Annotated in this window: 25 protein-coding genes; 6 read left to right on the top strand and 19 right to left on the bottom strand. The window is 62.8% G+C overall.

Annotated features, from left to right (window positions below; translation table 11 throughout):
* Positions 1–11: 11 nt before the first annotated feature.
* The 12 genes from ACTJKL_RS27565 to tpiA form a co-directional block, all read right to left on the bottom strand.
* Complete coding sequence (locus ACTJKL_RS27565; RefSeq protein WP_411932902.1) at positions 12–593, bottom strand: GNAT family N-acetyltransferase; 582 nt, start codon at positions 591–593, stop codon at positions 12–14.
* 2 nt (positions 594–595) lie between these two features.
* Complete coding sequence (locus ACTJKL_RS27560; RefSeq protein WP_018097809.1) at positions 596–1,237, bottom strand: SGNH/GDSL hydrolase family protein; 642 nt, start codon at positions 1,235–1,237, stop codon at positions 596–598.
* Positions 1,238–1,293: 56 nt separating this feature from the next.
* Entirely contained in the window at positions 1,294–2,622 is a 1,329-nt protein-coding gene (locus ACTJKL_RS27555; RefSeq protein WP_440854315.1) for a pyruvate dehydrogenase complex dihydrolipoamide acetyltransferase, read from the bottom strand.
* A gap of 13 nt (positions 2,623–2,635) precedes the next feature.
* Positions 2,636–4,015: a pyruvate dehydrogenase complex E1 component subunit beta gene (locus ACTJKL_RS27550; RefSeq protein WP_440854314.1), complete on the bottom strand. Its 1,380-nt coding sequence runs from the start codon at positions 4,013–4,015 to the stop codon at positions 2,636–2,638.
* A 17-nt stretch (positions 4,016–4,032) separates the two neighbouring features.
* On the bottom strand, positions 4,033–5,079 hold the full coding sequence (gene pdhA, locus ACTJKL_RS27545) for a pyruvate dehydrogenase (acetyl-transferring) E1 component subunit alpha (protein ID WP_003535472.1): 1,047 nt from the start codon (positions 5,077–5,079) through the stop codon (positions 4,033–4,035).
* Between the two features lie 136 nt (positions 5,080–5,215).
* Positions 5,216–5,536, bottom strand: coding sequence for an FtsB family cell division protein (locus tag ACTJKL_RS27540; RefSeq protein ID WP_018097812.1), 321 nt, complete (start codon positions 5,534–5,536; stop codon positions 5,216–5,218).
* Between the two features lie 417 nt (positions 5,537–5,953).
* Positions 5,954–7,228, bottom strand: a complete 1,275-nt coding sequence (eno, locus tag ACTJKL_RS27535) for a phosphopyruvate hydratase (RefSeq protein WP_010969226.1) — start codon at positions 7,226–7,228, stop codon at positions 5,954–5,956.
* Positions 7,229–7,363: 135 nt separating this feature from the next.
* Complete coding sequence (kdsA, locus tag ACTJKL_RS27530) at positions 7,364–8,206, bottom strand: 3-deoxy-8-phosphooctulonate synthase (RefSeq protein WP_198516847.1); 843 nt, start codon at positions 8,204–8,206, stop codon at positions 7,364–7,366.
* Entirely contained in the window at positions 8,206–9,096 is an 891-nt protein-coding gene (locus ACTJKL_RS27525) for a VOC family protein (protein ID WP_379940942.1), read from the bottom strand. Before ACTJKL_RS27525 ends, kdsA begins: the two co-directional genes overlap by 1 nt.
* Before the next feature lie 151 nt (positions 9,097–9,247).
* On the bottom strand, positions 9,248–10,885 hold the full coding sequence (gene pyrG / locus ACTJKL_RS27520) for a CTP synthase (RefSeq protein ID WP_275598119.1): 1,638 nt from the start codon (positions 10,883–10,885) through the stop codon (positions 9,248–9,250).
* Between the two features lie 134 nt (positions 10,886–11,019).
* Positions 11,020–11,505: a preprotein translocase subunit SecG gene (secG, locus tag ACTJKL_RS27515; protein ID WP_379940944.1), complete on the bottom strand. Its 486-nt coding sequence runs from the start codon at positions 11,503–11,505 to the stop codon at positions 11,020–11,022.
* A 122-nt stretch (positions 11,506–11,627) separates the two neighbouring features.
* On the bottom strand, positions 11,628–12,398 hold the full coding sequence (gene tpiA / locus ACTJKL_RS27510; protein ID WP_100673945.1) for a triose-phosphate isomerase: 771 nt from the start codon (positions 12,396–12,398) through the stop codon (positions 11,628–11,630).
* Positions 12,399–12,655: 257 nt separating this feature from the next.
* Here tpiA and ACTJKL_RS27505 point away from each other — a divergent pair, with 257 nt between their 5' ends.
* Together ACTJKL_RS27505 and ACTJKL_RS27500 are read left to right on the top strand one after the other, a co-directional pair.
* On the top strand, positions 12,656–13,282 hold the full coding sequence (locus ACTJKL_RS27505) for a cytochrome b (protein WP_275598040.1): 627 nt from the start codon (positions 12,656–12,658) through the stop codon (positions 13,280–13,282).
* Positions 13,279–13,884, top strand: a complete 606-nt coding sequence (locus tag ACTJKL_RS27500; RefSeq protein ID WP_440854313.1) for a YceI family protein — start codon at positions 13,279–13,281, stop codon at positions 13,882–13,884. The genes ACTJKL_RS27505 and ACTJKL_RS27500 overlap by 4 nt, the downstream gene beginning before the upstream one ends.
* Here the strand turns inward: ACTJKL_RS27500 and ACTJKL_RS27495 are convergent.
* Together ACTJKL_RS27495 and ACTJKL_RS27490 are read right to left on the bottom strand one after the other, a co-directional pair.
* A complete protein-coding gene (locus tag ACTJKL_RS27495; RefSeq protein ID WP_411923275.1) occupies positions 13,881–15,206 on the bottom strand; it encodes an FAD-binding oxidoreductase in 1,326 nt (441 codons plus the stop codon). The two genes, ACTJKL_RS27500 and ACTJKL_RS27495, sit on opposite strands and share 4 nt — an antisense overlap.
* A gap of 147 nt (positions 15,207–15,353) precedes the next feature.
* Positions 15,354–16,289 carry an alpha/beta hydrolase gene (locus tag ACTJKL_RS27490; protein WP_440854312.1) on the bottom strand — a complete coding sequence of 312 codons (936 nt, stop codon included), beginning with the start codon at positions 16,287–16,289 and terminating at the stop codon, positions 15,354–15,356.
* Between the two features lie 192 nt (positions 16,290–16,481).
* Between ACTJKL_RS27490 and parE the strand changes: the two genes are divergently transcribed.
* On the top strand, positions 16,482–18,542 hold the full coding sequence (parE, locus tag ACTJKL_RS27485) for a DNA topoisomerase IV subunit B (RefSeq protein WP_018097823.1): 2,061 nt from the start codon (positions 16,482–16,484) through the stop codon (positions 18,540–18,542).
* Between the two features lie 15 nt (positions 18,543–18,557).
* Here the strand turns inward: parE and ACTJKL_RS27480 are convergent, their stop codons facing one another.
* On the bottom strand, positions 18,558–19,028 hold the full coding sequence (locus ACTJKL_RS27480; RefSeq protein WP_440854311.1) for a GNAT family N-acetyltransferase: 471 nt from the start codon (positions 19,026–19,028) through the stop codon (positions 18,558–18,560).
* 273 nt (positions 19,029–19,301) lie between these two features.
* Here ACTJKL_RS27480 and ACTJKL_RS27475 point away from each other — a divergent pair, with 273 nt between their 5' ends.
* On the top strand, positions 19,302–19,733 hold the full coding sequence (locus ACTJKL_RS27475) for a hypothetical protein (protein WP_100673950.1): 432 nt from the start codon (positions 19,302–19,304) through the stop codon (positions 19,731–19,733).
* Between the two features lie 15 nt (positions 19,734–19,748).
* On the opposite strand, the gene ACTJKL_RS27470 is transcribed toward ACTJKL_RS27475, so the two are convergent.
* Complete coding sequence (locus ACTJKL_RS27470) at positions 19,749–20,879, bottom strand: DUF2336 domain-containing protein (protein ID WP_440854310.1); 1,131 nt, start codon at positions 20,877–20,879, stop codon at positions 19,749–19,751.
* A 72-nt stretch (positions 20,880–20,951) separates the two neighbouring features.
* Between ACTJKL_RS27470 and ACTJKL_RS27465 the strand changes: the two genes are divergently transcribed.
* Entirely contained in the window at positions 20,952–21,671 is a 720-nt protein-coding gene (locus ACTJKL_RS27465) for an aldolase/citrate lyase family protein (protein ID WP_440854309.1), read from the top strand.
* 43 nt (positions 21,672–21,714) lie between these two features.
* On the opposite strand, the gene ACTJKL_RS27460 is transcribed toward ACTJKL_RS27465, so the two are convergent.
* Positions 21,715–22,317 (bottom strand): flavin reductase family protein, encoded by a 603-nt coding sequence (locus ACTJKL_RS27460; RefSeq protein WP_440854308.1) that lies wholly within the window; start codon positions 22,315–22,317, stop codon positions 21,715–21,717.
* On the bottom strand, positions 22,317–22,901 hold the full coding sequence (locus tag ACTJKL_RS27455; RefSeq protein WP_440854307.1) for a nitroreductase family protein: 585 nt from the start codon (positions 22,899–22,901) through the stop codon (positions 22,317–22,319). Before ACTJKL_RS27455 ends, ACTJKL_RS27460 begins: the two co-directional genes overlap by 1 nt.
* Positions 22,902–23,001: 100 nt before the next feature.
* Between ACTJKL_RS27455 and ACTJKL_RS27450 the strand changes: the two genes are divergently transcribed.
* Positions 23,002–23,997, top strand: a complete 996-nt coding sequence (locus tag ACTJKL_RS27450; protein ID WP_440854306.1) for an RgsD C-terminal domain-containing protein — start codon at positions 23,002–23,004, stop codon at positions 23,995–23,997.
* 192 nt (positions 23,998–24,189) lie between these two features.
* Here ACTJKL_RS27450 and thrS read toward each other — a convergent pair whose 3' ends face one another.
* On the bottom strand, positions 24,190–26,172 hold the full coding sequence (gene thrS / locus ACTJKL_RS27445) for a threonine--tRNA ligase (protein ID WP_324763288.1): 1,983 nt from the start codon (positions 26,170–26,172) through the stop codon (positions 24,190–24,192).
* Between the last annotated feature and the right edge of the window lie 49 nt (positions 26,173–26,221).

Here is a 26,221-nt window from a genome sequence, read left to right as displayed (position 1 = left end):
CCTACCTTTGGTCAAGCGGCGTTGCGGGTGAAAAGCACCCAGTCGTGTTTTCTGCTGTCTTCGAAGAGCGGCACGGCCTCGGCCCGCGCCACCTCCTCGAAGCCGTTCATCCTGTAGAGCGCCTGCGCCGTTTCATTGTGGCTTTCGGTGATCAGGCTCACCGGCCCCTGCCCAGCGCGGGAAATCTCGTTCTCGAGCAGAGCGCGGCCAATGCCTTTACCACGGTGATGGCGGTAAACGCCGAGGCTATCGATGAACCAGTGGCCGACCACCTGCTTCTGCAGGAAAAGCAAGGGCGCAAGCACGGGATGTTTCGGCTCGATCTCGAGAATCGATGCATCGATGCCGTAGGAAACCGACATGCCGACGATCTCGTCTCCTATCTCGGCCACCACCGCATCGCGCCAGGCACCCGGCCCGGTATCCCGACGCAGCACGTTGCGGCCATGCTCGAAGGCGGTTTCCGCGGATTTGCTCAGAACGCCGCCGTACCAGAGCCATGAGGCAAAGCCGTGTGAGGCGATGTCGATCAGGATCGCAAGTTCCGCTGCCTCGCTTCGCTTCGCAGGCCTGAGGGTCGCGCCAGCCGTCATCGTCAAAGCCCGAGCATCATCCGCACGACAGGCTCCAATCCTCTGCCGACCGCCCGGGTGTTCTCCGCGTCGAGGTGGACACCGTCGATCGGCGTCGTCCTGGCCACTGATCCGCCGTCGAAGAAGCCGCAGTCGAGCTCGTCGGCGAGATCGCGATAAAGCGGCGCCAGCATTGCGGATTGCTCGACCCCACCCGCGAACATGGCGGCAAAAGCGCTGTTGGCCGTTTCGCAGAGCGGCGGCGGCGAGACGATGAGGATTTCGGGCCCCTCCTCCGTTTCCGTCGGCCAGTCGTGCCTGCGCACCAGATTGACGAGGCGCTCGATACCCTTCACCGCACCGAAAGCGGTGCCGTGAATGATCGGCTTCATATCGTTCGAGCCGAGCATGAGGAGGATGAGATCGATCGGCGCGTGGGTGTGCAGGAGCGTCGGAAGGACACGCGCCCCGTTCCGGTCGCAATCGGCGAGATGGTCGTCATAGGCGGTCGTCCGCCCGTTCAGCCCTTCGGCGACGACATGCACATTCGAACCGAGCGCATTCTGCAGCACGCTCGGCCAGCGGTCCTCCAGCGCATGCCGGCCGGAACCACTTGCATCGTATCCCCAGGTCAGACTGTCACCGTAGCAAAGGACTGTCTTCATCTGCCTACTCGCTTTTCATGGGGAAAGGACCGGCTGGGAAGCCGGTCCGGATCGCATCAGACGAGCATGCCCATCGGGTTTTCGATGTAGCGCTTGAAGGCGGCGAGCAGTTCGGCGCCGAGCGCGCCATCGACGCAGCGATGGTCGGTCGAAAGCGTAACGGTCATCACATTGGCGATGACCATCTCCTTGTTCTTGACGACGACACGGTCCTCGCCGGCGCCGACCGCGAGGATCGTCGCGTGGGGCGGATTGACGACGGCGGCGAAGTCCTTGACGCCCATCATGCCCATATTCGAAACGGCCGTGGTGCCGCCCTGATATTCTTCCGGCTTCAGCTTGCGCTCCTTGGCTCGCTTGCCGAGATCCTTCATCTCGTTGGAGATCGCCGAGAGGCTTTTCAACTCCGCCTGGCGGACGATCGGCGTGATCAGGCCGCCGGGAATGGAAACAGCGACGCCGACGTCCGCGTGCTTGTGCTTGACCATGTTCTGATCGGTCCAGGACACATTCGCATCCGGAACGTCGCGCAATGCCAGAGCAAGCGCCTTGATCACCATGTCATTCACGGAAAGCTTGTAGACCGGCTTACCGTCCTTTTCAGGTGCTGCGGCATTCAGCTGGGCGCGCAGCGCCAGAAGCGCGTCGAGCTCGCAATCGACCGAAACATAGAAATGCGGGATCGTCTGCTTCGATTCGACAAGGCGTTTGGCGATCGTCTTGCGCATGCCGTCATGCGGCACGAGTTCGTAGGAGCCCGGCTCGAAGAGCTTGAGGACGGCATCCTCCGACATGCCCTTTGCGAGCGTCGCCGGGGCCGGAGCTGCTGCCGGCGCGGCGGCGGGCTTGGCTGCGCCGCCGGAAACGGCTGCCTCGACGTCCTTCTTGACGACGCGGCCATGCGGTCCGGAACCGGCGATCGCCGAAAGGTCGATGCCTGCCTCCTTAGCGATGCGGCGGGCCAGCGGCGACGAAAAGATCCGCTTGCCTTCGCCGTCGGCGGCGGGTGCAGGAGAAGCCGGAGCAGCAGCCTGCGGTGCCGGCGCTGCGGCCGGTGCCGTTTCGCCTGTTTCCTGCGGCTTCGGTGCCGGGGCTGCTCCCGCTGCACCGTTGCCGCCCTTGGCGGCAGTCGCGACGTCTTCGCCCTCGCCGGCGAGAACCGCGATCAGCGCATTGACCTTGACGCCTTCAGTGCCGGCGGGAACGACGATCTTGGCGACCGTGCCCTCGTCGACGGCTTCCACTTCCATCGTCGCCTTGTCGGTCTCGATCTCGGCGATCACATCGCCGGACTTGACCTTGTCGCCTTCCTTGACCAGCCATTTGGCCAGATTGCCTTCTTCCATGGTCGGAGAGAGGGCCGGCATGGTGATGTTGATTGGCATCGAACGACCCCCTTTATTTGTAGCAGACGGCTTTCACCGCATCGACGACTTCCGCGACATTCGGCAGAGCAAGCTTTTCAAGGTTGGCCGCATAAGGCATCGGCACGTCCTTGCCGGCGATCGTCAGGATCGGCGCATCGAGATAGTCGAAGGCCTGCTGCATGACGCGGGTGGCGATCTCGGTGCCGACGGAGGATTGAGGATAGCCTTCCTCGACGGTAACCAGGCGGCCGGTCTTCTTGACGGATTCGATGACGGTCGGCAGGTCCATCGGACGGATCGTGCGAAGGTCGATGATCTCGACGTCGATACCCTGCGCCTCGAGTTCCGCCGCGGCCTTGATCGCATAGGTCATGCCGATGCCGAAGGAGACGAGCGTCGCGTCCTTGCCGGCACGATGAATGCGGGCCTTACCGATCGGCAGCACGAAATCGTCGAGCTTCGGAACTTCGAATGACTGGCCGTAAAGGATCTCGTTTTCGAGGAAGATCACCGGGTTCGGATCGCGGATGGCTGCCTTGAGCAGCCCCTTCGCGTCTGCCGCCGTATAGGGCATGACGACCTTCAGGCCCGGAATGTGGCTGTACCAGGCGGCATAGCATTGGGAGTGCTGCGCGGCGACGCGGGCAGCAGCACCGCTCGGCCCGCGGAAGACGATCGGCGCGCCCATCTGGCCGCCGGACATATAGAGCGTCTTGGCGGCCGAGTTGATGATCTGGTCGATCGCCTGCATGGCGAAGTTGAAGGTCATGAACTCGACGATCGGGCGCAGACCCGTCATCGCCGCGCCGACGCCGACGCCGGCAAAGCCATGTTCGGTGATCGGCGTGTCGACCACGCGGCGCGCACCGAATTCCTGCAACAGGCCCTGCGTGACCTTGTAGGCGCCCTGGTATTCGGCGACCTCTTCGCCCATGACGAAGACGTCCTCATTGGCGCGCATCTCTTCGGCCATCGCGTCGCGAAGCGCTTCGCGGACGGTCATCGTCACCATTTCGGTTCCGGCCGGGATTGCCGCGTCGGAAGGAACCGCCTTGGGCTGCGCCGCGACTGGCGCCGCGGAAGCAGCCGGCGCTTCCGCCTCGGCCGGCTTCGGGGCTTCCGCTTTCGGGGCTTCGGCCTTCATGGAATCGATGTCGCTTGCGGCTTCGCCATCCTGCAACAGCACGGCGATCGGCGTGTTCACCTTCACACCCTCGGTGCCGGCTGCAATCAGCAGCTTGCCGATCGTGCCTTCGTCTACCGCTTCCACTTCCATCGTGGCCTTGTCGGTTTCGATTTCCGCGATGACGTCGCCGGAGGACACCTTGTCCCCCTCGTTCTTCAGCCACTTGGAGAGCGTGCCTTCCTCCATAGTCGGGGAAAGGGCAGGCATAAGGATTTCTACAGGCATATTTGTCCCTCCCCGGATCAAAGCAGGATATCGGTGTAGAGCTCGGAGACATCCGGCTCCGGATCAGACTGGGCGAAATCGGCACTGTCCGCCACGATGTCGCGAACCTCCTTGTCGATCTGCTTCAGTTCGTCCTCGGTGGCCCAGCCTTTATCCGTCAGACGGGCCTTCACCTGCTCGATCGGATCATGCTCCGAACGCATCTTCTGCACTTCGTCCTTCGAGCGATACTTCGCCGGATCGGACATCGAATGGCCGCGATAGCGGTAGGTCAGCATTTCGAGGATGATCGGGCCCTTGCCGGAACGGCAATGTTCGACCGCCTCGTCGGCAGCGGCCTTGACGGCGCGGACATCCATGCCGTCGACCTGATAGCCGGGAATGCCGAAGGAAGCGCCGCGCTGGGAGAAATCGGTCTGTGCCGATGCCCGCGACACGGAGGTACCCATGGCATAACGGTTGTTCTCGACGATGTAGATCACCGGCAGCTTCCAGAGAGCGGCCATGTTGAAGCTCTCATAGACCTGACCCTGGTTCGCCGCACCGTCGCCGAAATAGGCGAGGCTTACATTGTCGTTGCCGCGATACCTGTTGGCGAAAGCGAGGCCGGTCCCCAGCGAGACCTGCGCACCGACGATGCCGTGGCCCCCATAGAAGTGCTTCTCCTTGGAGAACATGTGCATCGAGCCGCCTTTCCCCTTGGAAAGGCCTCCACGGCGACCGGTGAGCTCCGCCATCACGCCGCGCGCACTCATGCCGCAGGCGAGCATGTGGCCATGGTCGCGATAGCCGGTGATGACCTGGTCGCCCTCTTTCAGCGCCAGCTGCATTCCGACAACGACGGCTTCCTGGCCGATATAGAGGTGACAGAAACCACCGATGAATCCCATGCCGTAAAGCTGGCCGGCCTTTTCCTCGAAACGCCGGATCAACAGCATTTCGCGGTAGGCCTTGAGATCGTCTTCCTTGGAGAATTCGGCGATCGTGCCGCCGGCAAAATCTTTCTTGGCCGGCTTGGCAGCGGTCTTGCGGCTGGAAACGGACGCGGATTTTCGCGGAGCCATTCGTTCCTCCCAATGGTTAGCCTTTGGCGGCTACCATAGGGAAAGAAAAGCGCGGCAGCAATGCTATATTTGCATGGCTATTATTCGCGTCAACGCATTGATATATAACGCGATTTTTAGATTAACCTATTTCAGGTTAATCCTCGGAATGGTGGAAAATAACGATCTCGTCGCTGCGCGACATGTTGAGCGCGAGGCGAGCCTTCTCATCCAGCATGTCTCTCTCGAGCGAACCGTCGCTCATCAGCTCGACTTCCTTTTCCAGGATTTTTCGCGTCTGAGTGAGCTCGTCCAGCCGTGCCTGCCGCTCGGCAATCTGACGGTCAAACTCCTTCGTCGCCTCCAGACCATAACCGCCATGGATCGAATGATAGCCGAAATAGGAAAGGAAGGCGACCGCCAGCAACGGCACCACCAATCGCCCCAGTCGCCGCTTCTTGTGATGCCGTGTCCACATCGCTCATGCCCTGAATTGAGTTGGCGCGGGCTGCAGGAGATACTGCAAACCATTGTCCCGCGCCCGCTCCAATACGCAGTACGAAGATGAAGACTAGCGTCGATTGATTAACCGACGGTTGACCATAAACAATTTGCGAATGGAAAGAGAACTCGGAGGACGGAGCGGTCGGCTCGCAAGCGGGGCGAAGGAGACTCGTAGCGCCGCCGCTTTTCCCTTCTCGCCGTCAAAGGGCCAGGGCTGCTCCTCTGGCGGGAACAGTTGCTACGGAGAGAAGCCGGCTGGTCAGGCCGCTTGTCGTCTCCCCCACAAGGGGGGAGAACCCGTGGCAGTTTCGGGGCATGCGACGGTCAAACCGTTTATCGTATGCCCCAGGCCAATCGTCCCGCGAGAGGATCAGATGCCCCCGCCTTTCAATCAACCGCGCAACACGGAGCGGCCGGCATATTGCGCCTGCGGGCCGAGCTGCTCTTCGATACGGATCAGCTGGTTGTACTTGGCGAGCCGGTCGGAACGTGCGAGCGAGCCGGTCTTGATCTGACCGCAATTGGTGGCGACCGCGAGGTCGGCAATCGTCGAGTCCTCGGTCTCGCCGGAGCGGTGCGACATCACGGCGGTGTAACGCGCCTTGTGGGCGGTCTCGACCGCGTCGAGCGTTTCCGAAAGCGACCCGATCTGGTTGACCTTGACGAGGATGGAGTTCGCGACGCCCATCTTGATGCCGTCGCGCAGGCGCGCAGAATTGGTGACGAACAGGTCGTCGCCGACGAGCTGGCACTTGTTGCCGACGAGGTCGGTCAAGGATTTCCAGCCGTCCCAATCGTCTTCAGCCATGCCGTCCTCTATCGAGATGATCGGATATTTGCCGGCGAGCTCGGCGAGATACTCGGCCATGGCGCCCGGCTCCAGCGTACGGCCCTCACCCTCGAGGACGTACTTGCCGTCCTTGAAGAATTCGGTCGAAGCGCAGTCGAGAGCGACATACATGTCCTCGCCCGGTTTGTAGCCGGCCTTCTCGATCGACTTCATGATGAAGTCCAGGGCTGCCGGCGCGGAAGCGAGGCCCGGCGCGAAGCCGCCTTCGTCGCCGACATTGGTGTTGTGGCCGTCCGCGGCAAGCTGCTTCTTCAGCGTGTGGAAGACTTCCGAACCCATACGGACGGCGTCCTTCAGGGTCTCGGCGCCGACGGGCATGATCATGAATTCCTGGAAGTCGATCGGATTGTCGGCGTGAGCGCCGCCATTGATGATGTTCATCATCGGAACGGGCAGAAGATGCGCATTCGGGCCGCCGACATAACGATAGAGCGGCAGGCCGGAGGCTTCCGCGGCGGCCTTGGCGACGGCGAGCGAAACGCCGAGAATCGCGTTGGCGCCGAGGCGCGACTTGTTCGGCGTGCCGTCGAGCTCGATCATGGTACGATCGATCTGAATCTGGTTTTCAGCGTCGAGGCCGCCGATCGCTTCGAATATCTCGCCGTTCACCGCATCGACGGCGCGTTCAACGCCCTTGCCGAGGTAACGCGTGCCGCCATCGCGCAGTTCGACGGCTTCATGCGCACCGGTGGAGGCGCCCGAGGGAACCGCCGCGCGACCGAAACTGCCATCCTCGAGATGGACATCGACCTCGACGGTCGGGTTGCCGCGGCTGTCGAGTATCTCTCGGCCGATGATGTCGATGATTGCAGTCATGATCTCTTCCCTTATGGACGATGATAATGGTCGGCCTGTCTTAATTCACGGCCCCGAAATTACAATGGCGCCGGGACCGCAAAATCCGGCCGCCGGCCCGCTTCATGAAAAATTCACGAAGCGGGACGCCGGGGCTCACGCTTTCGCAACGGCGTCGAAGGCCAGCAGCTTTTCAAGCAGCCGCGGCATGTCCTTCAGCGGCACCATGTTCGGACCGTCGGAAGGCGCGTTGTCGGGATCCTCGTGGGTCTCTACGAAGACACCGGCGACACCGACGGCGACGGCCGCGCGCGCCAATGTCTCGACGAACTCACGCTGGCCGCCCGTGGAGCCTCCCTGGCCGCCCGGCTGCTGCACGGAATGGGTCGCATCGAAGACCACCGGAGCGCCGAGTGCCGCCATGATCGGCAGCGAGCGCATGTCGGAGACCAGCGTATTATAGCCGAAGGAAGCGCCGCGCTCGCAGAGAAGCACGTTCGGGTTGCCGCTCTCGGTGAACTTGGCAAGGACGTTCTTCATGTCCCAAGGGGCGAGGAACTGGCCCTTCTTTACGTTGATCGCCCGCCCCGTTTTCGCGGCGGCGACGAGCAGATCCGTCTGCCGTGACAGAAAGGCCGGGATCTGCAGGATGTCGACGATCTCGGCCACGGCAGCGCATTGCTCTTCCGTGTGGATGTCGGTCAGGACCGGAAAGCCGAACTCCCGCTTGAGGTCTGCGAAGACCTCCATCGCCTTGTCGAGCCCGATGCCGCGCTTGCCGGCGAGCGAGGTGCGGTTCGCCTTGTCGAACGAAGATTTATAAACGAGTCCGAGCCCGAGCGATTTGCAGAGTTCGACGAGCTCCCCCGCAATCATGAAGGCGTGTTCGCGGCTCTCCATCTGGCACGGTCCGGCGATCAGTGTCAGCCGTTCCTTCTGCGAGAACACCACCTGGCCGGCACCTTCGCCGACGACGACTCTTGAATTGGTTTCCATCATCATCCTCCAAAGGCGAAGATTACACCCTGCCCCGGCGCTTCCGGAACGATGAGGCGTCCGCCCATTTCTGCGAATTCGATATCGTTCTGCGCAAACAGCGCCCGCGTGGCCTCCAGGTCGCTCACGTGGAAGACCACGGCGCGACCCCGCAAGCCGCGCTCTGCACCCTCGATTGAGCGACCGAAGAATGCCTGCACGCCGGCCGGGGTCAGGACGCTGATTTTGGCACTGCCTGACTGGATGTCCATGCCGAAGGAATGGGCCGAGACCTCGCGCTCGTCCACGGCTTCCTGCAGAAGATACTGGAAATCCGTCGGGTTCTGCTCCGAAAGCACGACCTCGGCAATGCCGAGCACGCCGTTTCCATGGCGGTGAAGCGAGCTGCTGTCGACCGGCAGCGCACGCAGGCGTTGACAGGCAAAAAGGAAAAAGTCCGGCGAACGCAGGTCCGCTGCAAAGGAAAGCCGAAACGAACCGAGCCCTTCGCGCCCGTCGGGCAGCCGCAAAGGCCGTGAGAATTCGAGCATTTCGCCGCCGGAGATGCCGCGGGAGCGGAACCGGATGTGATCTTCGGCAGCGTCCGGCGTCCCGAGCACGACGGCCGACAGACCCTCGGCCCCCTGGCGAAAGCGAAAAGCCTGGTCACGCGCCACGAAGGCGTTGCCTTCAAGCGCGGCTGCCTCGCATTCCTCCCGCGAAGCGACGGCGAGCGGCTCCAGATAGGTGTTATCCGAGAAGAAGACGCAGGCATTCGCGGTGCCGAACGGGTGGCGCGCCTCATCGGCAACCGTGAAGCCGAGCGCCGCCAGGCGCTGCCTCGTCCGCGCGAGATCGGCCACCGGCAGCACGAGATGATCGAGCGGGCGGGCGGTTCGCTTGGATTGGCTCATGGCGGATTCCCTGATGACCGGTTTGCCGCTGTTTGCAACTTTTGACCGCCGATTGCAAGCGCGGCGGCGGGCGCCCGGAACCGTGACCGGAAATGCGAACGGCCGCCTCTTGCAGGCGGCCGCAGAAGTGATTGCCCGTTCGGTGACCCGGCTACACGAGCCGGGACTGTTCGAGCGCTGCCTCGATGAAGCTCGAAAAGAGCGGGTGCGGATCGAGTGGACGCGACTTCAGTTCCGGATGGTACTGAACGCCGATGAACCAGGGATGGTCGGGATACTCGATCGTCTCCGGCAGAACGCCATCCGGGGACATGCCGGAGAAGACCAGGCCGCAGGATTCCAGGCGGCTCTTATAATCTACATTGACCTCGTAGCGGTGGCGATGACGCTCGGAAATATCGGGCGACCCATAGATCGCGGCGATCTTGGTGTCGGGCTTCAAGGCGGCGCGATAGGCGCCGAGGCGCATGGTGCCGCCGAGATCGCCCGCGGCGGACCGCTTCTCGAGTTCATTGCCCTTCACCCACTCGGTCATCAGGCCGACGACCGGCTCCTTGGTCGGGCCGAACTCCGTCGAGGACGCCTTTTCGATACCGGCGAGATTGCGCGCCGCTTCGACGACGGCCATCTGCATGCCGAAGCAGATGCCGAAATAGGGCACCTTACGCTCGCGGGCGAAGCGCGCCGCATTGATCTTGCCTTCCGAGCCGCGTTCGCCGAAGCCGCCCGGAACGAGAATACCGTGGACCTTTTCCAGATAGGGCGCCGGGTCCTCCTTTTCGAAGACCTCGGACTCGATCCACTCGAGCTTGACCTTGACGCGATTGGCGATGCCGCCATGGTAGAGCGCCTCGATCAGCGACTTATAGGCATCCTTCAGGCCGGTATATTTTCCGACGATCGCGATCGTCACCTCGCCTTCCGGGGTGCGGATCCGGTGCGCCACGTCTTCCCAGGCTTCCATGCGCGGCTTCGGCGCCGGCTCTATGCCGAAGGCGGCAAGCACTTCGTTGTCGAGCCCTTCCTTGTGATAGGCGATCGGCACGTCATAGATCGAAGCGACGTCGAGCGCCTGGATGACCGCGGACTGGCGGACATTGCAGAAGAGCGACAGCTTGCGGCGTTCCGCTTCCGGAATTTCGCGGTCGGCGCGCACGAGCAGGATATCCGGGTGAATGCCGAGCGCCTGCAGTTCTTTCACGGAGTGCTGGGTCGGCTTCGTCTTCAGCTCGCCCGCGGCCGGAATGTAGGGCATCAGCGTCAAATGGACATAGACGGCGGTGCCGCGCGGGAGGTCGTTGCCGAGTTGGCGGATCGCCTCCATGAAAGGCATCGCCTCGATATCGCCGACGGTGCCGCCGATTTCGCAGATAACGAAATCGTAGTCCTCATTGCCTTCGGTGACGAAGTTCTTGATTTCATTTGTGACGTGCGGAATCACCTGGACCGTCGCGCCGAGATAGTCGCCACGCCGCTCCTTGTCGATAATGTTCTTGTAGATCCGCCCCGTGGTGATGTTGTCGGTCTTGGTCGCCGAGCGGCCCGTGAAACGCTCGTAGTGCCCGAGATCGAGGTCCGTCTCCGCGCCGTCGTCGGTGACGAACACCTCGCCGTGCTGGGTGGGGCTCATGGTGCCCGGATCGACGTTCAGATAGGGATCGAGCTTGCGCAGCCTCACACGGTAGCCACGCGCCTGCAGCAACGCTCCAAGAGCGGCCGCAGCGATGCCTTTTCCGAGGGAGGAGACCACGCCGCCAGTGATGAATACATATCGCGCCATGGGAGTCACCGGATACCTTTTCACAAACGATTCCGCCACCGAAAAATTCATCTTTCAGAATTTTCCGTGCGGAAGGGCGGATTTCACACAAAACAAAACCGGCGGATGAAGCCATCCGCCGGCAGATCTTCTGATTTGCGGCCTTACTGACCGCTCGGAACTTGCGATCCCGTATTGCCGTTGGCGCCAGCAGCCGGGGCTGCGGGAGCCGGAGCGGCAGGCGCGGCACCTGCCGGGGCCTGAGGCGCGGCAGTACCACCTGCCGGTGCGGCATTGTTGGCGCCGTTGCCGTTGGCCGGAGTCTCGGTGTTTCCGCCGGCCGGTGCGGTCTGACCGCCACCGAGCGAATCGAGAACGCCGCCGCTCGAGCTCGTTCCCGGGATACGGTCGAGAATGTCGGTCGCCTGCGGCTCGTAGCGCGAAAGAATGCCCATCGCCAGCGCCAGGGCGAAGAAAAGGAAGGCCAGAATGGCGGTCGTTCGGGTCAGCGCATTGGCCGTGCCACGCGCAGACATGAAGCCCGAGCCCCCGCCGATCCCGAGACCGCCGCCTTCGGAACGCTGAATGAGAACGACGCCGATCAGGGCGACGACCACCATGAGATAGATGACGAGTAGTATGGTCTGCATCAGCTTCCAGTCCTGCCCTCTGCGGGGCATGCGAATCGAACGGCGCCGGCCTCACCGTGGGGCCGCGTCAAATTTGGCGCCTCTTTATACCAAGCCGCCAGCTATTCCAAGTCCCGCGGCAATCAGGCAGTCAATTCTTCATAGGCCCTGTAGATGGCGAGGAAATCATCCGCTTTCAAGCTCGCGCCGCCGATCAGGGCGCCGTCGACATTGGCAACGCCCATGAGTTCCTTCGCATTCGAGGGCTTGACGGAACCTCCATAGAGGATGCGCATCTTGCCGCCTTCCGCGCCGAAGCGCGAGACGAGCTCGCGGCGCATGAAGGCGTGCGCCTCCTCGACGTCGGACACGGTGGGCGTCAGGCCGGTGCCGATCGCCCACACGGGTTCGTAGGCGATCACCGTGTTTTCGGACGTCGCCTGATCCGGGAGGCTCCCGGCGAGCTGGCGCTTCAGGATGTCGAGCGTCCGGCCGGCCTTGCGCTCCTGTTCCGTCTCACCGACGCAAACGATCGCGACGATATCCGCGCCATGCGCGGCCTCGGCCTTGGCACGCACCAGTGCGTCACCTTCGCCATGATCGGTGCGCCGTTCGGAATGGCCGACGATCACATGAGTGCCGAAACAATCGGCGACCATTTCAGCCGAGACTTCGCCGGTATGGGCTCCCGACTGCTTCTGGTGGCAGTCCTGAGCCCCGATCATCAAAGGGCTGTCGTCGCAAAGCGCGGTCGCAACGTAAAGCAATGTGGCCGGCGGGCAGATCAGGGCGTCCACCCTCGCGGAAAGGTCGCCTTTGACGCCCTCGGCCATTGCCTTGATCTGATCGAGAGACGCGCGGGTTCCATTCATCTTCCAGTTGCCGGCGACGAGCGGGCGGATATCGGGCGTCATGGGGTCTCCTCCAGATCAGGTCTCTTCGTCTCGGCAAGCGGCGTAGCAAATCGCTCGCGTAAAAAAAAGGCACCAGCCGGATTATTCGGTGTCGACTCTCCGAGCACGGCGAATCCTCTCACCCCGTCCAGCGTTGCCGGCGCTCGAGCCAATGGGAAATCGTCCCGGCGAAAGCGAATAAAAACGACGCCGTGGGCGTCTAAGGCGGAGACGTTCTACCGCCGCGTAGACGTACGCACCGGGCGTCGGAGTCTGCCATGCTGCGCAACAGCGACAACGGTTTCGGAACGGTGACGATCGCCCTTCACTGGACGATCGCCGTTCTGATCCTCGGGCTTATCCTCGCCGGCATCGTCATGCGGCGCATCGAGATCGACCCGGCTTTGCAGTTCTCCCTTTACCAGTGGCACAAGTCGTTCGGCTTCACGGCCTTGGGACTGGCTGCGTTCCGGATGCTCTGGTGGCTCGTGGAAACCAGTCCGGCCGCCTCTCCGACCCTTGGCCCGATGGAGCACATGGCCGCGCGCGCCACGCATCTGTCGCTCATCGCGCTCGCACTCCTCGTGCCACTGTCCGGCTGGGCGGTCGTGTCGGTCTCCACGCTGGCGATCCCGAGCTTTTATTTCAACTTGATCGTCATTCCGCATCTGCCGCTCCCGAAATCCGGGGCTTCGGAAGCGTTCTGGGCCTTCGCCCATGCAACGCTCGCCTATGTGACGCTTGGCCTGGTCGCAATCCACGCGGCGGCAGCATTCTATCACCATCTCGGGCGGCGCGACTTGGTGCTCATCCGCATGCTTCGCTCCGGGCCGATGCCGCGCACCGGCAGCACCGTCAACACTTCTGAAAAGGACGACACCGTTGTCGAGAGGAAACGCATATGACCAGCCCAGGCAAGCAGTCCATGGCAGTGGCCCTGCCGCTTTCGCTTCTCGCCCTTGGCCTCGCAGGGACGCCGGTTGAGGGCGCAAAAGCGCCGGCACTTGCGAATGCTGCCGGGAACTACCGCATCGCGAGCTCCTCGAGTATTCAGTTCAGCGTCGGACAAGTGGGTGGCAGCGGCGGCATTGCCGGCAGCTTCACTAAATTCTCGGGCATATTCCGGATCGATGGCGATGACATCGGCCGATCCTCCGTGGAATTCACGCTTTTTCCGGAGAGCGTGAAGTCCACCGAGCGCCGGATCGAAGACTTCCTGCGCTCCAGCGCAGTGCTCGATGCGGCCAACCACAAGACCGTGACCTTCCACTCTACCGGCGTCAGCCAGACCGGCCCGGACACCGCAACGATCGAGGGCGTTCTGACCGCCCGCGGCAAGAGCCGCAAGGAGCGTTTCGACGTGAGGCTCACCGACTGGAACAGACGGTCGATTTCCTTCACGATCCGCGGCAGCATCCGCCGCTCGCCCTACGGCATGACCGTCGGGACGCCCATTTACTCCAATGTCGTGGACTTCGACATGAACATAAGGGGGCAGAAGCGCTAGGTTTGCCCAGGCGCCAAAGCCGTGCGCCGCCAGAAGTCCGAGACCATTGCCGGATCGCGCAGTGCCTCCAGTCTTTCCCAGGCGGGAAATGATGCTTCGAAAACGGCCGGGCTCATGCGGACGTCCTGGGACGGATTGACCGCACCGCCGGCCATAACGGCAATCTCGTCGAGAGCGTCGAGCAGCTTGACTGTGGCCTCGCCTTGATTGGCAAAGTCCATGGTCAGGGTGAAGCCCGGCCTCGCAAAGGAGAGAAGCCCCGGGGAGGCTATGTCACCGAAACGCTGCAGCTTCGTCGCTACGGACGCATGACCGGCACGGCGGGCTGTTTCAAGCAACCGCGCCGTCGTCTCCGGCGCGGTCGCGACGGGATAGACGCTTTGATGCTGGCAGAGGCCACGCCGCCCGTAGAGCCTGCGCCACCCGCCGATCGCGTCGAGAGGGTGAAAGTGGGAAGTCCACGTCTCCGTCGACACGGTCTCGCCACGGTCGCGCTTGCGAAAGCGGTATTCGTTCAGCAGTCTCAGCGTCACGCTGTTGAACAGACTGAAGGGCGGAGAAAAAGGCACGGCGAGCCTCGGCCCCTTCGGGACGTCAGGATATTCGCAAGCGCCGTCGGCGTGATCCGCGGCGAACAGCACGCCCCTCCCCATGCGCCGTCCCGTCGCGAGTTGGTCGAGCCAGGCTACGAAATACTCGTGTTCCTCTTCGGCTCGTTCGGCCAGCGTGAAATACCGATCGAGGCTGTCGAAGCGATGCACGTGCCGCTGGACATGCGGCGACGGCACCTTCATCAGCCGAAGCTCGACGTCGAGGATCAGCCCGGTCAGTCCCAGGCCGCCGATCGTCGCAGCGAAGAGCTCTGCATTCTCCTCGGGCGAGCAGACCAGGCGTTCGCCCGTCGAACGCAGCAGGGTCAGGCGCCGGACGTGATTGCCGAAGGAGCCACGCGCATGGTGATTTCCGCCGTGGACGTCGTTGGCGACGGCGCCGCCGACGGTGACGAGGCCCGTCGCCGGCGTCACGGGAAGAAAAAAGCGGTGCGGGACGGCGCGCGCGAGCAGGTCGGCAAGGATAACGCCGGCCTCGCAGCGAATGGTCCCGCTCCCCGGATCGAAAGACAGGATGCGGTTATGCCTCCTGCTTGCGATAAGGGTCCCAAGTTCATTGCGGCAAACGTCGCCATAGCTCAGGCCATTGCCCACGGGAAGAAACGCCATGGGGCCCACCGAGCTCATGCCGTCCTCGTAGTCATCGGGTGAAACGGTCGGTTGAGAGCGGTTTCCAAACCGCCCTGCGTTCTCGGAATCGTCCATCCTCATTGCCGCCGTCAACTCCACAACCGATCGCGTTAGTCTAGAGCGGGGTGAGGAAAAGTGTGTGCGGTTTTCCGCCCGCATCCCGCTCCAACTTCTTGGAATCGATCACGTTCATGTTTTTAGGTCGACCCGACCTAAAAACATCGTGATCTAGCGGTCGAGAATCCAGTTCAGCGCCTCTCGCCAGTCCGTCATCCTGATCGGCGTTCCATGCGAACCTGTTTCGAACAGGACGAAACGGGCAGGATAGTCCTTCGATCTGAGGCTGCGATAGAACGCGATCTGGGACTCGGCCGGATAAACGCTGTCGCGGCTGCCGTGGCTGAAGAATATCGGCAGCCGCGCCCCGTAGGCGGCACTTTTGCGAAAGTCGGGGTCGGCTGGACCGCCCATGATCATCATGCCGCCAAGGGCCGAGACGGTCGCCTCTTGGCGGGCTATGCCCCAGCAGATGAAGCTTCCCATGGAGGCACAGGAAAGGACCACCGGCCGGCCGCCGGAGCGCTCCGCGGCGAAGCGGATCAGAGCCGAAATATCCCCTATGCCCGCAGCATCGAAGGACCTGACGCTTGGAACATAATAGGTACCGCCATTGACGACAGCCAGATTTTTGAGGCGATTGAAATTGCCTCCGAATGAGAAATCATTGACACCGAGACGTCGGTCGCCGCCGCGACCATGGATGAAGATCACGGTGAATGCGGCGCCGCGATCGGGGCCGACGCGAGTGACGTCAAGCCCCCGCTCTCCCAGAGCGAGCCTCTCGTTCACCTGGACGCTCTTGACACCGAGCGACACGTAAGCGCGCTTCACCCGCCGCTCGGGTATCTGGTCGCGCTCGTTGATGTCGCGGAGCTCCTGGTAATCGACAACGCGGAAGTCGCCGCCATCCGCCTCGTGAAGCAGTTTGCTATAGCGAAACAGCGCATCCCTGTAGGGCTCAAGGGGTTCGGCCCTTGCGGAAACGGCAAGGCTCGCGAAAAGAAGCGCGCCGATCAGATGCCGTACGGAGAAAAGAATTGTGGACATGGACACCCGATCGGCTCCCTCGTTCGGCGCATGCCTTGCCACCGGCGCCTCGGCCAAGCAACACTGGCGCGGCAATTCTGGCTCATTAAAGGGTATTTCTTCCTCCGGGGCATCGAAATTCGCCTTTTGTTCGCTCTTCCGGCGAGACTCTGGCAGAATTCCGGTGATTCGCGCGACAAAGGATGGCGGCCGCGCCGCGGTCTTGCTATGGCCTAGCCGACACTTAGACAGGAACGATCTGAACGCTTCATGGACGACAGCAGCGACCTTTTTTCCGCTATGCCCCAACAGCCGAAGCCGGCGGATGCCGCGCCACGCAAGCCCGCGGCCCCCGTCGCCGGTAACGAAGCGCCGCGCCCCGCACCCAAGACGAGCGACGGGAGCGATTACGACGCTTCGGCAATCGAGGTGCTGGAAGGTCTGGAGCCGGTCCGGCGCCGTCCGGGCATGTATATCGGCGGGACCGACGAAAAGGCGCTGCATCATCTGTTCGCCGAAGTCATCGACAACTCGATGGACGAGGCGGTCGCGGGGCACGCCAACTTCATCGATGTGAGCCTGGACGCCGACGGCTACCTGACGGTGACCGACAACGGCCGCGGCATCCCGGTCGAGAACCACCCGAAATTTCCCGGCAAGTCGACGCTCGAAGTGGTGATGACGGTGCTGCATGCCGGCGGCAAATTCGACGGCAAGGCCTATGAGACCTCCGGCGGCCTGCACGGCGTCGGCGTTTCCGTGGTCAACGCACTGTCGGACGACCTTGAAGTCGAGGTTGCACGCAACCGCCGGCTCTACCGCCAGCGCTTCTCCCGCGGCATCGCGCAGGGCGGCCTCGAAGACCTGGGTGACGTACACAACCGGCGCGGCACCAGGGTCCGCTTCCACCCCGACCCGCAGATCTTCGGACCGCATGCCCGCTTCGAGCCGGCGCGACTTTTCCGAATGGCCCGCTCCAAGGCCTATCTCTTCGGCGGCGTCGAAATCCGCTGGTCCTGCGATCCGGCGCTCCTGCCGGAAGGTTCGGAAATCCCGGACAGGGCCGTGTTTCATTTTCCCGGCGGCCTCAAGGACTATCTGGCCGCCACGCTCGGCAAGGAATTCACCGTCACCCGCGAGATTTTTGCCGGCAAATCGGAAAAGTCTGGCGGCCACGGTTCGCTCGAATGGGCGGTCACCTGGTATGGCGGCGACCAGCAGATCCATTCCTACTGCAACACCATCCCGACACCCGAAGGGGGAACGCACGAGGCGGGCCTGCGCATTGCGCTGACGAAGGGGCTCAAGAACTACGCCGAGCTCACCCAGAACAAGCGCGCTGCGATCGTCACCACGGACGATGTCATGATCTCCGCGGCAGGCATGCTCTCGGTCTTCATTCGCGAGCCGGAATTCGTCGGTCAGACGAAGGACAAGCTGGCAACGGTGGAGGCGCAGCGGATCGTCGAAAACGCGCTTCGCGATCCTTTCGACCATTACCTCGCCGACAATCCGGCAGAGGCGGCCAAGCTTCTCGACTGGGTGGTGGAGCGCGCCGAAGAGCGCGTACGCCGGCGCAAGGAAAAGGAAGTCAGCCGCAAGACGGCGGTCCGCAAGCTGCGCCTGCCGGGCAAGCTCGCGGACTGCGCCCAGAATACGGCGGAAGGTGCCGAACTCTTCATCGTCGAAGGGGACTCGGCCGGCGGATCGGCCAAACAGGCGCGCAACCGCGCCAACCAGGCGATCCTGCCGCTGCGCGGCAAGATTCTCAACGTCGCCAGCGCCGGCCGGGAGAAGCTCGGTGCCAATCAGCAGATCGGCGATCTCGTCCAGGCACTCGGCTGCGGCACGCGCTCGAAGTATCGCGAAGAGGACCTGCGCTACGAGCGCATCATCATCATGACCGACGCCGACGTCGACGGTGCGCACATCGCATCTCTTCTGATCACCTTCTTCTACCAGGAAATGCCGGAGCTGATCCGCGGCGGCCATCTCTATCTCGCCGTGCCGCCGCTCTATCGCCTGAGCCAGGGGTCCAAGACGCTTTATGCCCGCGACGATGCGCATCGCGAAGAGCTGATGCGGACGGAGTTCAATGGCCGTGGCAAAGTCGAACTCGGGCGGTTCAAAGGCCTCGGCGAGATGCTGCCCGCGCAGCTCAAGGAAACCACGATGGACCCGGCCAAGCGGACGCTCCTCAAGGTCGAAATCGACGATGTCGACTTCGAGGGTACCCGCGATGCCGTCGACAGCCTGATGGGAACGAAAGCCGAGGCCCGCTTCCGTTTCATCCAGGAGCGCGCCGTCTTCGCGGACAACCTGGATATCTGAAACGCCTGATCGCCCTCACGCCTCCTGCCGAACCGGTTTTTCCATGAACAGGCTCAGCGGATCCGGCAGATAGGTGCCGAAGGGCGGGCGCTCCACGTAGCCGGATGCCCTGTACAGGCCGATCGCTTCCGGCTGATGGATGCCGGTCTCAAGACGGATCGCCGTCAGACCGAGCTTTGCCGCCTTGGCTTCAAGAGCCGATACGAGCAGCTTGCCAATCTTCAGCCCCCTCGCCTCCGGGTCGACGAACATGCGCTTGATCTCGGCCGTACCGTCGCCTGCTTCGACGAGGCCACAGCAGCCGACGATTTCGCCGTCACGTCGGGCGACGAAAAAGGATACGGTCGGCTGCTCCAACTGAGACAGATCGACCAGATGATTGCTTTCGGCCGGATAGAGCGATGCCGCATAGGCGTCGGACAATTCGAGCAGGCGGATGACGGCCGGCTGGCGCGGCGACTCTTCGGCGATGGTTACGGCGGTCATTTCAGTCTCTCCCCATGCACGATCGTAAGCTGGATGTGAGCTTCCAAAGGACATCCATTCGGTCCCGCCCCGGAAGCGCCCGGTTCCAACGCTCTAACGCCGAAGGACGCCGGGACCAATACGCCAAACGACGCAAGTTCGCAGCTATCACAATCAATCCGCGTAACGGGGAGAAACAATTTGTTTCGGGGCCTGCCGGCCTTTGCCCTTCTTTGGAAAGAATCGGACGGCCATAAACAGGGAGTCGCCATCATCTGAACGGAAGACGTGACCATGAAAGCCGCCCTGATCGTCATGACCATTCTCGGTTGCGACGACAACGTGACCCAATGCCATTACATCTCGACCGTGAACGGCGACTGGCCGTCGATCGTGCAGTGCGACGCGGAATCGCAAAAGGAACTGCCGCGGTTCTCCGACAGGAACTACCCGGTCGTGGTGGCCGTGTGCGAGAGCTCAGGGCCGGGCATGACGGCGGAAACCGAGCCGGTTCCGGAGATGAATGCAACGCTTCCGACCGAGCCGGGCCTGCAGCAAAACACACCCCCAGCGGCGGAAGGCGGAGAACCAACCTTGCCGAGGCGCGCTTTGGCATTGATCAGTGGCGCGGTACCCGACCGGGAGAAACTGAAGGCGATCGTCAGCGCACCGGTCCACTACGTCGAAGACGGCTATTCGTGGGTGGCGCGCCGATTCGGCAATTGAGGTAATCAAGTCCTCTTACGCGGCCTGGCGGGATTGCGACGCGTAGTTGCGCGCCCTCTGCCGCTGCTCGGCAAAAGCCAGCCGCTCCGCCAGTTCGGCGACGACGTGATATGCGCCGCGGCTTCGGCGGCGAAGGCGATTCGAAAGTCTGGCGGCCACGGAGGGCGAGACTCCATCGTGATCCACATCTGCCTCGCATTGGCAGAACAATACGGCCTCCGAAAACACTCCGCTTACTTCACGGCCAAGACCCGCAGTTTCGAGGAGAGCCCTGATCGAGTGGAACCGCCCGCCCGAAAGGATCGATCGGACACGCTTTTCCGGGACTCCGGACAGATCCACGATCGCCGCGGAAAAAAACTCCGTCCTGCCGCTGCAAAGCGCCGTTAACAGCAGAGCCGGCGTCAGGCGGCCGGCTCTGCGGAGACCGGCAACCATCCGCTGCAATTCCTCCCACGCGGAGGCCGAGGAAAGCGTCAGCGCTGCCGCATCGCAAGACTCCCGCACGACACGCTGCGCCCGCTCCTCGCCCACGACGGCGCGTACCAGGTCGGAGGCCGCAAGCGTCGCGCCGACTTTTTCGGCGAGGATCTGACGCGCGTCGCTCGGCAGATCATGACGCTCGAGCAACAGGCCACGGGCGGCCACGCTATCGCCAAGGCGGTCGGCTATTCGCCGCAACGAGCCCGGAGAAAGTCCGGCCCCCGGGTTTTCCAACAGAATGAGCACCTCTTCCTCGCCGCCAATCTCGGCGATCGCAGCCGCAACCGCGCATGAGACGGCGCTGCGGGAGGCGATCATCGCCCGCATCTCCGCGCCGCCCTCCGCCGTCATGTCGACAAGATCGTCGTCGTTCAAGACGGGAGAGCGGGAAATGGTGATGTAGGCGATCTCGGGCTGATCCTGCGCAAGCACCTTGATGATCGAGCGCGGTACAATCGGGCAATCGGCCAGCGCCTCGGCGAGAGATCGACGCACCTTGGGCGAAGGATCGTCGAGGAGAAAGGTCATGGCCATTTCGGCCGCCTGCCGATCGATGCCGTTCACAGCGGCTTCAGCATAGGCGCGACCAAGCGCACTGGCAGCACTGGCACGTTCGCTGGCTTTCGCCGTTTCCACCCAGCGAAGAAATGCTTGTATGATCACCTATGCCCCACTAGTCACCCGAGCAGCCCCATGCTCGAAACCTAGCGGGCAAAGGTTTAAGATTGGTTCACCATGTCTGTTAACGGCGCGATAACCACCCTACCGCTCCTGTATCTGCCGGCCGACGAACCGCCGCCTCCGAAGCAGATCCTGACCGCCGTTCAAGCGGTCGTGGTGACCGGCGGCCAAACTGGCCGGCCACTCTCGGACCTGCCTCGGCAGGATGCAGGCTGCCTGTTGCTCGCCCGAATCGGGACGAGCGGCGATCCCGGCGAAGACGAGCTTGCCGCTTTGATCGGCAACGGCTTCGATGGCATCGTTCTGTCCGGATGCCGCGGCCCCGCAGACATTCAGCGGCTCGATGTTCTGCTCAGGGTCGCCGAGGCGGCGGCCGGCAAGGCCGAGGGCCGAACGGTGATTCTTGCCGAATACGCGACGGCGCCGGAAAGCGTCCTGTCGCCGCATTCGCTGGCGGGTGCATCACCGCGCCTCTCGGCACTGATATTCGATGCTTCGGCCCTGGCGGAAGCGTGTGGTTGCAGGCGCGTCACCGAAACGGGCGATGTGCCGGCCGTCGTCCGGGCCGGCCGCGCGGCGGCGGTCCTGAGGGCTCACGAGGCCCGCATCGCGGCCTACGACATGCTGCCGGTCGACGCCGATGATGAGGCGGCCGTGCGACGCCTGTGGAAAAGCAGCGTAGAGAATGGCTTTTCCAGCGTTGCCATCCGCTCGCCGCAACAGATCGATCTTCTTGCCGCTGCAGGCGTTGCGCCCCAAGCCCAGACGGGATGAATCGATGACGACGGTCTCAGGTGATGACCTGAACCATCGTGATCTAGCGGACAGGCCGGATCATTTCGAAGACGTCGCCACCGTCGCAATAGTCCATGTAGCCGAGCCGGGCGAGCGGCTTCACGGTCGCCATATCGAATCGCCCGTCGCGAATGGCCTCCTCGCGGATGTGAATGCCGACCACTGCGCCGATGACGACATAGCTGTCGGAAGCCACGCCGTCGACGCCCTTGGGACGAAAGATATCCGTCATCCGGCATTCGAGCGCCGCGAAGGCCTCTCCCACGAAGGGAGCCTTCACGAGCGTTCCGTCGACGGGGGTCAGCCCGGCAATCTCGAACTCGCTTTCACCATGCGAGGCAGCCACCGAGGTGAGATTGACCGCCTCGCTCAGGTTGCGGCTGGCAAAGCTCGCGGTGAAATCCCCGGTCGCCTCGATATTGCGCACCGAATCCTTGTAGCCGCTCGAGGCGAACATCACGAGCTTCGGCCGGTCGCTGATGGCGTTGAAAAAGGAATAGGGGGCGAGATTCAGCGCCCCATCGGCCGCGCGCGTGCCGATCCAGCCGATCGGTCTCGGCGACACGATCGCCTTGAAGGGATCGTGCGGCAGGCCGTGTCCGTTTCCTGCGGTATCGTAGAACATCAGTCACCCTCCCCGACCCAGGTGACGATCTCCTTGAGTTCGGGCCTGGGGCGCTCCGTCGGCGGCACCATTGCAGTGCCGATGTGAATGAAGCCCGCAATCTTCTCGCCCGGCGCCACGCCGAGCAGCGGATAGGCCCGTTCCTCGAAGGCATACCACTCGGTCAGCCAGTTCGAGGCGTAACCGAGCGCATTTGCGGCCATCAGCAGATTGAGGCAAACGGCACCAGCCGACATCTGCTGCTCCCATTCCGGAATCTTGAAATGCGGCGCCGCCTTGCTGACCACGGCGACCACGACGGGCGCGCGCGTCAGCCGCGCCTCCTCGACCTTGATCATCTCTTCCGGCATTTCCGGCCTGGCGGCAAGCGCCATCTTCTTCAGTTCGGCGCTGATGCGCGCCCTCTCCTCGCCCCGATAGACAATGAAGCGCCACGGCGCCAATTTGCCATGATCCGGCACGCGCGAGGCGAGCTTCAGCATCTCCGCGACTTCCGCCTTGCTGGGTCCTGGCTCACCCATCTGAAAGGCCGGGATGGACCTGCGGGAGGCAAGATAGTCGACAAGCTTTATTTCGGTTTTCATATCGAGCGAATTCCACTAGTTTGCGGCCGGATCGGCAGCCACGAAAATGCCATACCGGCGTCCCAAGTGGAGTCACCCAGTCAAGAAGTCAACTGCTCTCATGCGTCTCCGTCATCGTATTTTCCTGAGAACCGTTCTGGCGATCACACTCGCCGGGACCGGTGCGGGACGCGCGCTTGCGGAGGATGCCACTGACGCCTTCAAGAGCTTTCCCTCGATCTCCGGCACGCACAAGATGCCGAAGCTTACCGGTTTCAGCCCGCTCATCACCGATCCGATGCAGGGCGGCCAACTGAAGGACGTGAAGCTCGAGGCGCTGCTGACGGATAATGGAAAGCCGGTCCAATCGGGCCTTACCTGGCGGGTCTTCAGCCCCATTCCGGGCAGCGACGGAAAGCTGCCGCTGCTCGCGACCTCCGAGGGCGGCTCCACCGCTTTCAATCTCGTGCCCGGCGAATATTTCGTCAATGTCGCCTTTGGCCGGGCGGGCGCGACCCGCAAGATTCGTGTGCCCGAAGACGGCCCGCTCGACAAACAGGTGCTCGTGCTCGACGCCGGGGGCGTCACGCTGAACGCCGTCTCCGGCAGCGATGTCCGCATCCCGCCGAACGAACTCAGCTTTTCGATCTTCTCTTCCGACGTGAGGGAGGATGGCGAGCGCGGCCTCGTGGTCGCCGACGTGAAGCCCGGTACGGTGGTCCAGCTCAATGCCGACACCTACCACGTCGTGTCGAACTACGGATCGGTGAATGCCGTCATCCGTGCCGACATCCAGATCGAAGCCGGCAAGCTGACCGAAGCGACGATCCAGCACCGCGCTGCGAAGCTGACCCTGAAACTCGTCTCGGAAGCCGGCGGCGAAGCCATTGCGGATACCGCCTGGTCGATTCTCACCTCCTCCGGCGACGTCGTCAGCGAGAGCGTCGGCGCCTTCCCGACCCTCGTTCTTGCCGAGGGCAGCTACACGGCGGTGGCGCGCAACAAGGACAAGATCTACCAGCGCGACTTCGCCGTGAAGGCCGGCGTCAACACTGATGTTGAAGTGCTGCTCAACGGCAGCGGCGAAGCCGACGAGGCCGCGGACGCGCAGGACTGAAGACGTAGCCCCACCCGGCCCCTCAACCGCCCGCCGGTACCTTCGCCCCATCAAGACGGGAGTAGGTGGCGGCAGCCGGATGAGCGCAACCGGGCGACAAGGGCCCCACAACAGTGCTCGCGAAATCCCACAGTTTCAGTTGCGGGCGTGCGCTCGAGCGTTTTGAAACGACGCACTTGCGCACGAAAACCGTTACACACTTCTCCTGGAATTGCTCCTGCGCTTTAGGTCCGGTGCCATGGCTTCGGCGGAGAGCGAAGCGACCGCCTCGTCCAGCGACATTGGCGTCTGCGCCTGAGAACCCAGGCGACGGATGTTGACCGAGCGCTCCTCCGCTTCGCGCTTGCCGCAGACGACGATCACCGGAACCTTCGTCACCGAATGCTCGCGGACCTTGTAGTTGATCTTCTCGTTGCGGAAATCGGTCTCGACCGTCAGCCCGGCATCACGCAAGCGTTCGGCGACTTCGCGGCCATAATCGTCCGCTTCCGACGTGATCGTTGCGACCACCACCTGCAGCGGCGATATCCACAGCGGCATGTGGCCGGCATAGTTCTCGAGCAGAATGCCGAGAAAACGCTCCATCGAACCGCAGATGGCGCGATGGATCATCACCGGCTGGCGCTTCTCGGATTCGCTGTCGATGTAAAAGGCGCCGAAACGCTCCGGCAGGTTGAAGTCGACCTGCGTTGTTCCGCACTGCCATTCGCGGCCGATCGCGTCCTTCAGCGTATACTCGAACTTCGGGCCGTAGAAGGCGCCCTCGCCCGGCAGGATGCCGGTCTTGATGCGGCCTTCGGACTGCGCCTCGATGGTCTGCAAGACTTCCGTCATCACGGCTTCGGCGCGATCCCAAAGCTCATCCGAGCCCACGCGCTTTTCCGGCCGCGTCGACAGCTTCACGACGATCTCCTTAAAGCCGAAGTCCTCATAGACGGAAAGGATCAGGTCGTTGATCTTCAGGCATTCGGCCGCCATCTGCTCGTCGGTGCAGAAGATGTGCGCATCGTCCTGCGTGAAGCCGCGGACGCGCATGAGGCCATGCAGCGCGCCGGAGGGTTCATAACGGTGGACTGCGCCGAATTCCGCCAGCCGAACAGGAAGTTCGCGGTAAGACTTCAGACCGTGCTTGAAGATCTGAATGTGTCCGGGGCAATTCATCGGCTTCAGCGCGAAGACGCGGTCATCGTCCGTATCGTCGCCGGCGACAGTCACCTTGAACATGTTGTCGCGATACCAGCCCCAGTGACCGGAGGTCTCCCACAGCGACTTGTCGAGAACCTGGGGAGCATTGACCTCCTGGTAATCGCCTTCGAGCCGGCGGCGCATATAGGCGACGAGACTCTGGAATATCCGCCAGCCCTTTCCATGCCAGAAGACCACGCCAGGCCCCTCCTCCTGGAAGTGGAAGAGGTCCATCTCGCGGCCGAGCCGGCGATGGTCGCGCTTCTCGGCTTCGGCGAGCACGTGCAGATACTGATCCAGTTCCTCCTGCGTGTGCCACGCAGTGCCGTAGATGCGCGTCAGCATCGGATTGTTGCTGTCGCCGCGCCAATAGGCGCCCGCCACCTTCATCAGCTTGAACGCCGTGCCGATCTGGCCTGTCGAGGCCATGTGCGGCCCGCGGCAGAGATCGAACCAGTCGCCCTGGTAATAGATCTTCAGGTCCTGGCCCTCGGGGATGGCGTCGACGAGTTCCACCTTGTAATTCTCGCCCTTGGCGGCAAAGACCTCCTTGGCCTTTTCGCGCGACCAGACCTCCTTGGTGAAGGGCCTGTTGCGGGCGATGATCTCCCGCATCTTCTTCTCAATGACGGGCAGGTCGTCCGGCGTGAAGGGTTCGTTCTTGGCGAAGTCGTAATAGAAGCCGTTGTCGATGACCGGACCGATGGTCACCTGCGTTCCCGGCCACAACTCCTGCACGGCTTCCGCCATGACATGGGCCGCGTCGTGGCGGATGAGCTCGAGCGCGCGCTTGTCGTCGCGCGTGACGATCTCGATCCTACCTTCCGTCACGGCATCCGAGAGATCGCGCAGTTCGCCGCTGATGGCGATCGCGACGGCCTTCTTGGCGAGAGACTTCGAGATCGATTCCGCGACATCGCGACCGGTCGTGCCGGCGGCGAATTCTCGAACGGAGCCATCAGGAAATGTAAGGGAAACAGAATGCGACATCATGATCTCCTATCCAGTCCCGCCAACGAATGCGGGTGGTATGGTTTGC

It is taken from the genome of Sinorhizobium sp. 22678, from assembly GCF_052044265.1.
Taxonomy (GTDB): Bacteria; Pseudomonadota; Alphaproteobacteria; order Rhizobiales; family Rhizobiaceae; genus Sinorhizobium; species Sinorhizobium meliloti_A.
The sequence above is the reverse complement of the archived record's forward strand: the minus strand, read 5'-3'. Positions and strand labels throughout refer to the sequence as shown.

What these genes read in the sequence shown, in the direction of transcription:
- ACTJKL_RS27540 (WP_018097812.1), bottom strand. Translation starts at nt 5,536, where the DNA reads ATGTGGACACGGCATCACAAGAAGCGGCGACTGGGGCGATTGGTGGTG.
- secG (WP_379940944.1), bottom strand. Translation starts at nt 11,505, where the DNA reads ATGCAGACCATACTACTCGTCATCTATCTCATGGTGGTCGTCGCCCTG.
- ACTJKL_RS27465 (WP_440854309.1), top strand. Translation starts at nt 20,952, where the DNA reads ATGTCTGTTAACGGCGCGATAACCACCCTACCGCTCCTGTATCTGCCG.
- kdsA (WP_198516847.1), bottom strand. Translation starts at nt 8,206, where the DNA reads ATGATGGAAACCAATTCAAGAGTCGTCGTCGGCGAAGGTGCCGGCCAG.
- pdhA (WP_003535472.1), bottom strand. Translation starts at nt 5,079, where the DNA reads ATGGCTCCGCGAAAATCCGCGTCCGTTTCCAGCCGCAAGACCGCTGCC.
- ACTJKL_RS27495 (WP_411923275.1), bottom strand. Translation starts at nt 15,206, where the DNA reads ATGAGGATGGACGATTCCGAGAACGCAGGGCGGTTTGGAAACCGCTCT.
- ACTJKL_RS27565 (WP_411932902.1), bottom strand. Translation starts at nt 593, where the DNA reads ATGACGGCTGGCGCGACCCTCAGGCCTGCGAAGCGAAGCGAGGCAGCG.
- ACTJKL_RS27555 (WP_440854315.1), bottom strand. Translation starts at nt 2,622, where the DNA reads ATGCCAATCAACATCACCATGCCGGCCCTCTCTCCGACCATGGAAGAA.
- thrS (WP_324763288.1), bottom strand. Translation starts at nt 26,172, where the DNA reads ATGTCGCATTCTGTTTCCCTTACATTTCCTGATGGCTCCGTTCGAGAA.
- ACTJKL_RS27550 (WP_440854314.1), bottom strand. Translation starts at nt 4,015, where the DNA reads ATGCCTGTAGAAATCCTTATGCCTGCCCTTTCCCCGACTATGGAGGAA.
- ACTJKL_RS27450 (WP_440854306.1), top strand. Translation starts at nt 23,002, where the DNA reads ATGCGTCTCCGTCATCGTATTTTCCTGAGAACCGTTCTGGCGATCACA.
- ACTJKL_RS27525 (WP_379940942.1), bottom strand. Translation starts at nt 9,096, where the DNA reads ATGAGCCAATCCAAGCGAACCGCCCGCCCGCTCGATCATCTCGTGCTG.
- ACTJKL_RS27505 (WP_275598040.1), top strand. Translation starts at nt 12,656, where the DNA reads ATGCTGCGCAACAGCGACAACGGTTTCGGAACGGTGACGATCGCCCTT.
- parE (WP_018097823.1), top strand. Translation starts at nt 16,482, where the DNA reads ATGGACGACAGCAGCGACCTTTTTTCCGCTATGCCCCAACAGCCGAAG.
- ACTJKL_RS27455 (WP_440854307.1), bottom strand. Translation starts at nt 22,901, where the DNA reads ATGAAAACCGAAATAAAGCTTGTCGACTATCTTGCCTCCCGCAGGTCC.
- ACTJKL_RS27480 (WP_440854311.1), bottom strand. Translation starts at nt 19,028, where the DNA reads ATGACCGCCGTAACCATCGCCGAAGAGTCGCCGCGCCAGCCGGCCGTC.
- ACTJKL_RS27500 (WP_440854313.1), top strand. Translation starts at nt 13,279, where the DNA reads ATGACCAGCCCAGGCAAGCAGTCCATGGCAGTGGCCCTGCCGCTTTCG.
- ACTJKL_RS27475 (WP_100673950.1), top strand. Translation starts at nt 19,302, where the DNA reads ATGAAAGCCGCCCTGATCGTCATGACCATTCTCGGTTGCGACGACAAC.
- tpiA (WP_100673945.1), bottom strand. Translation starts at nt 12,398, where the DNA reads ATGACGCCCGATATCCGCCCGCTCGTCGCCGGCAACTGGAAGATGAAT.
- ACTJKL_RS27560 (WP_018097809.1), bottom strand. Translation starts at nt 1,237, where the DNA reads ATGAAGACAGTCCTTTGCTACGGTGACAGTCTGACCTGGGGATACGAT.
- eno (WP_010969226.1), bottom strand. Translation starts at nt 7,228, where the DNA reads ATGACTGCAATCATCGACATCATCGGCCGAGAGATACTCGACAGCCGC.
- ACTJKL_RS27460 (WP_440854308.1), bottom strand. Translation starts at nt 22,317, where the DNA reads ATGTTCTACGATACCGCAGGAAACGGACACGGCCTGCCGCACGATCCC.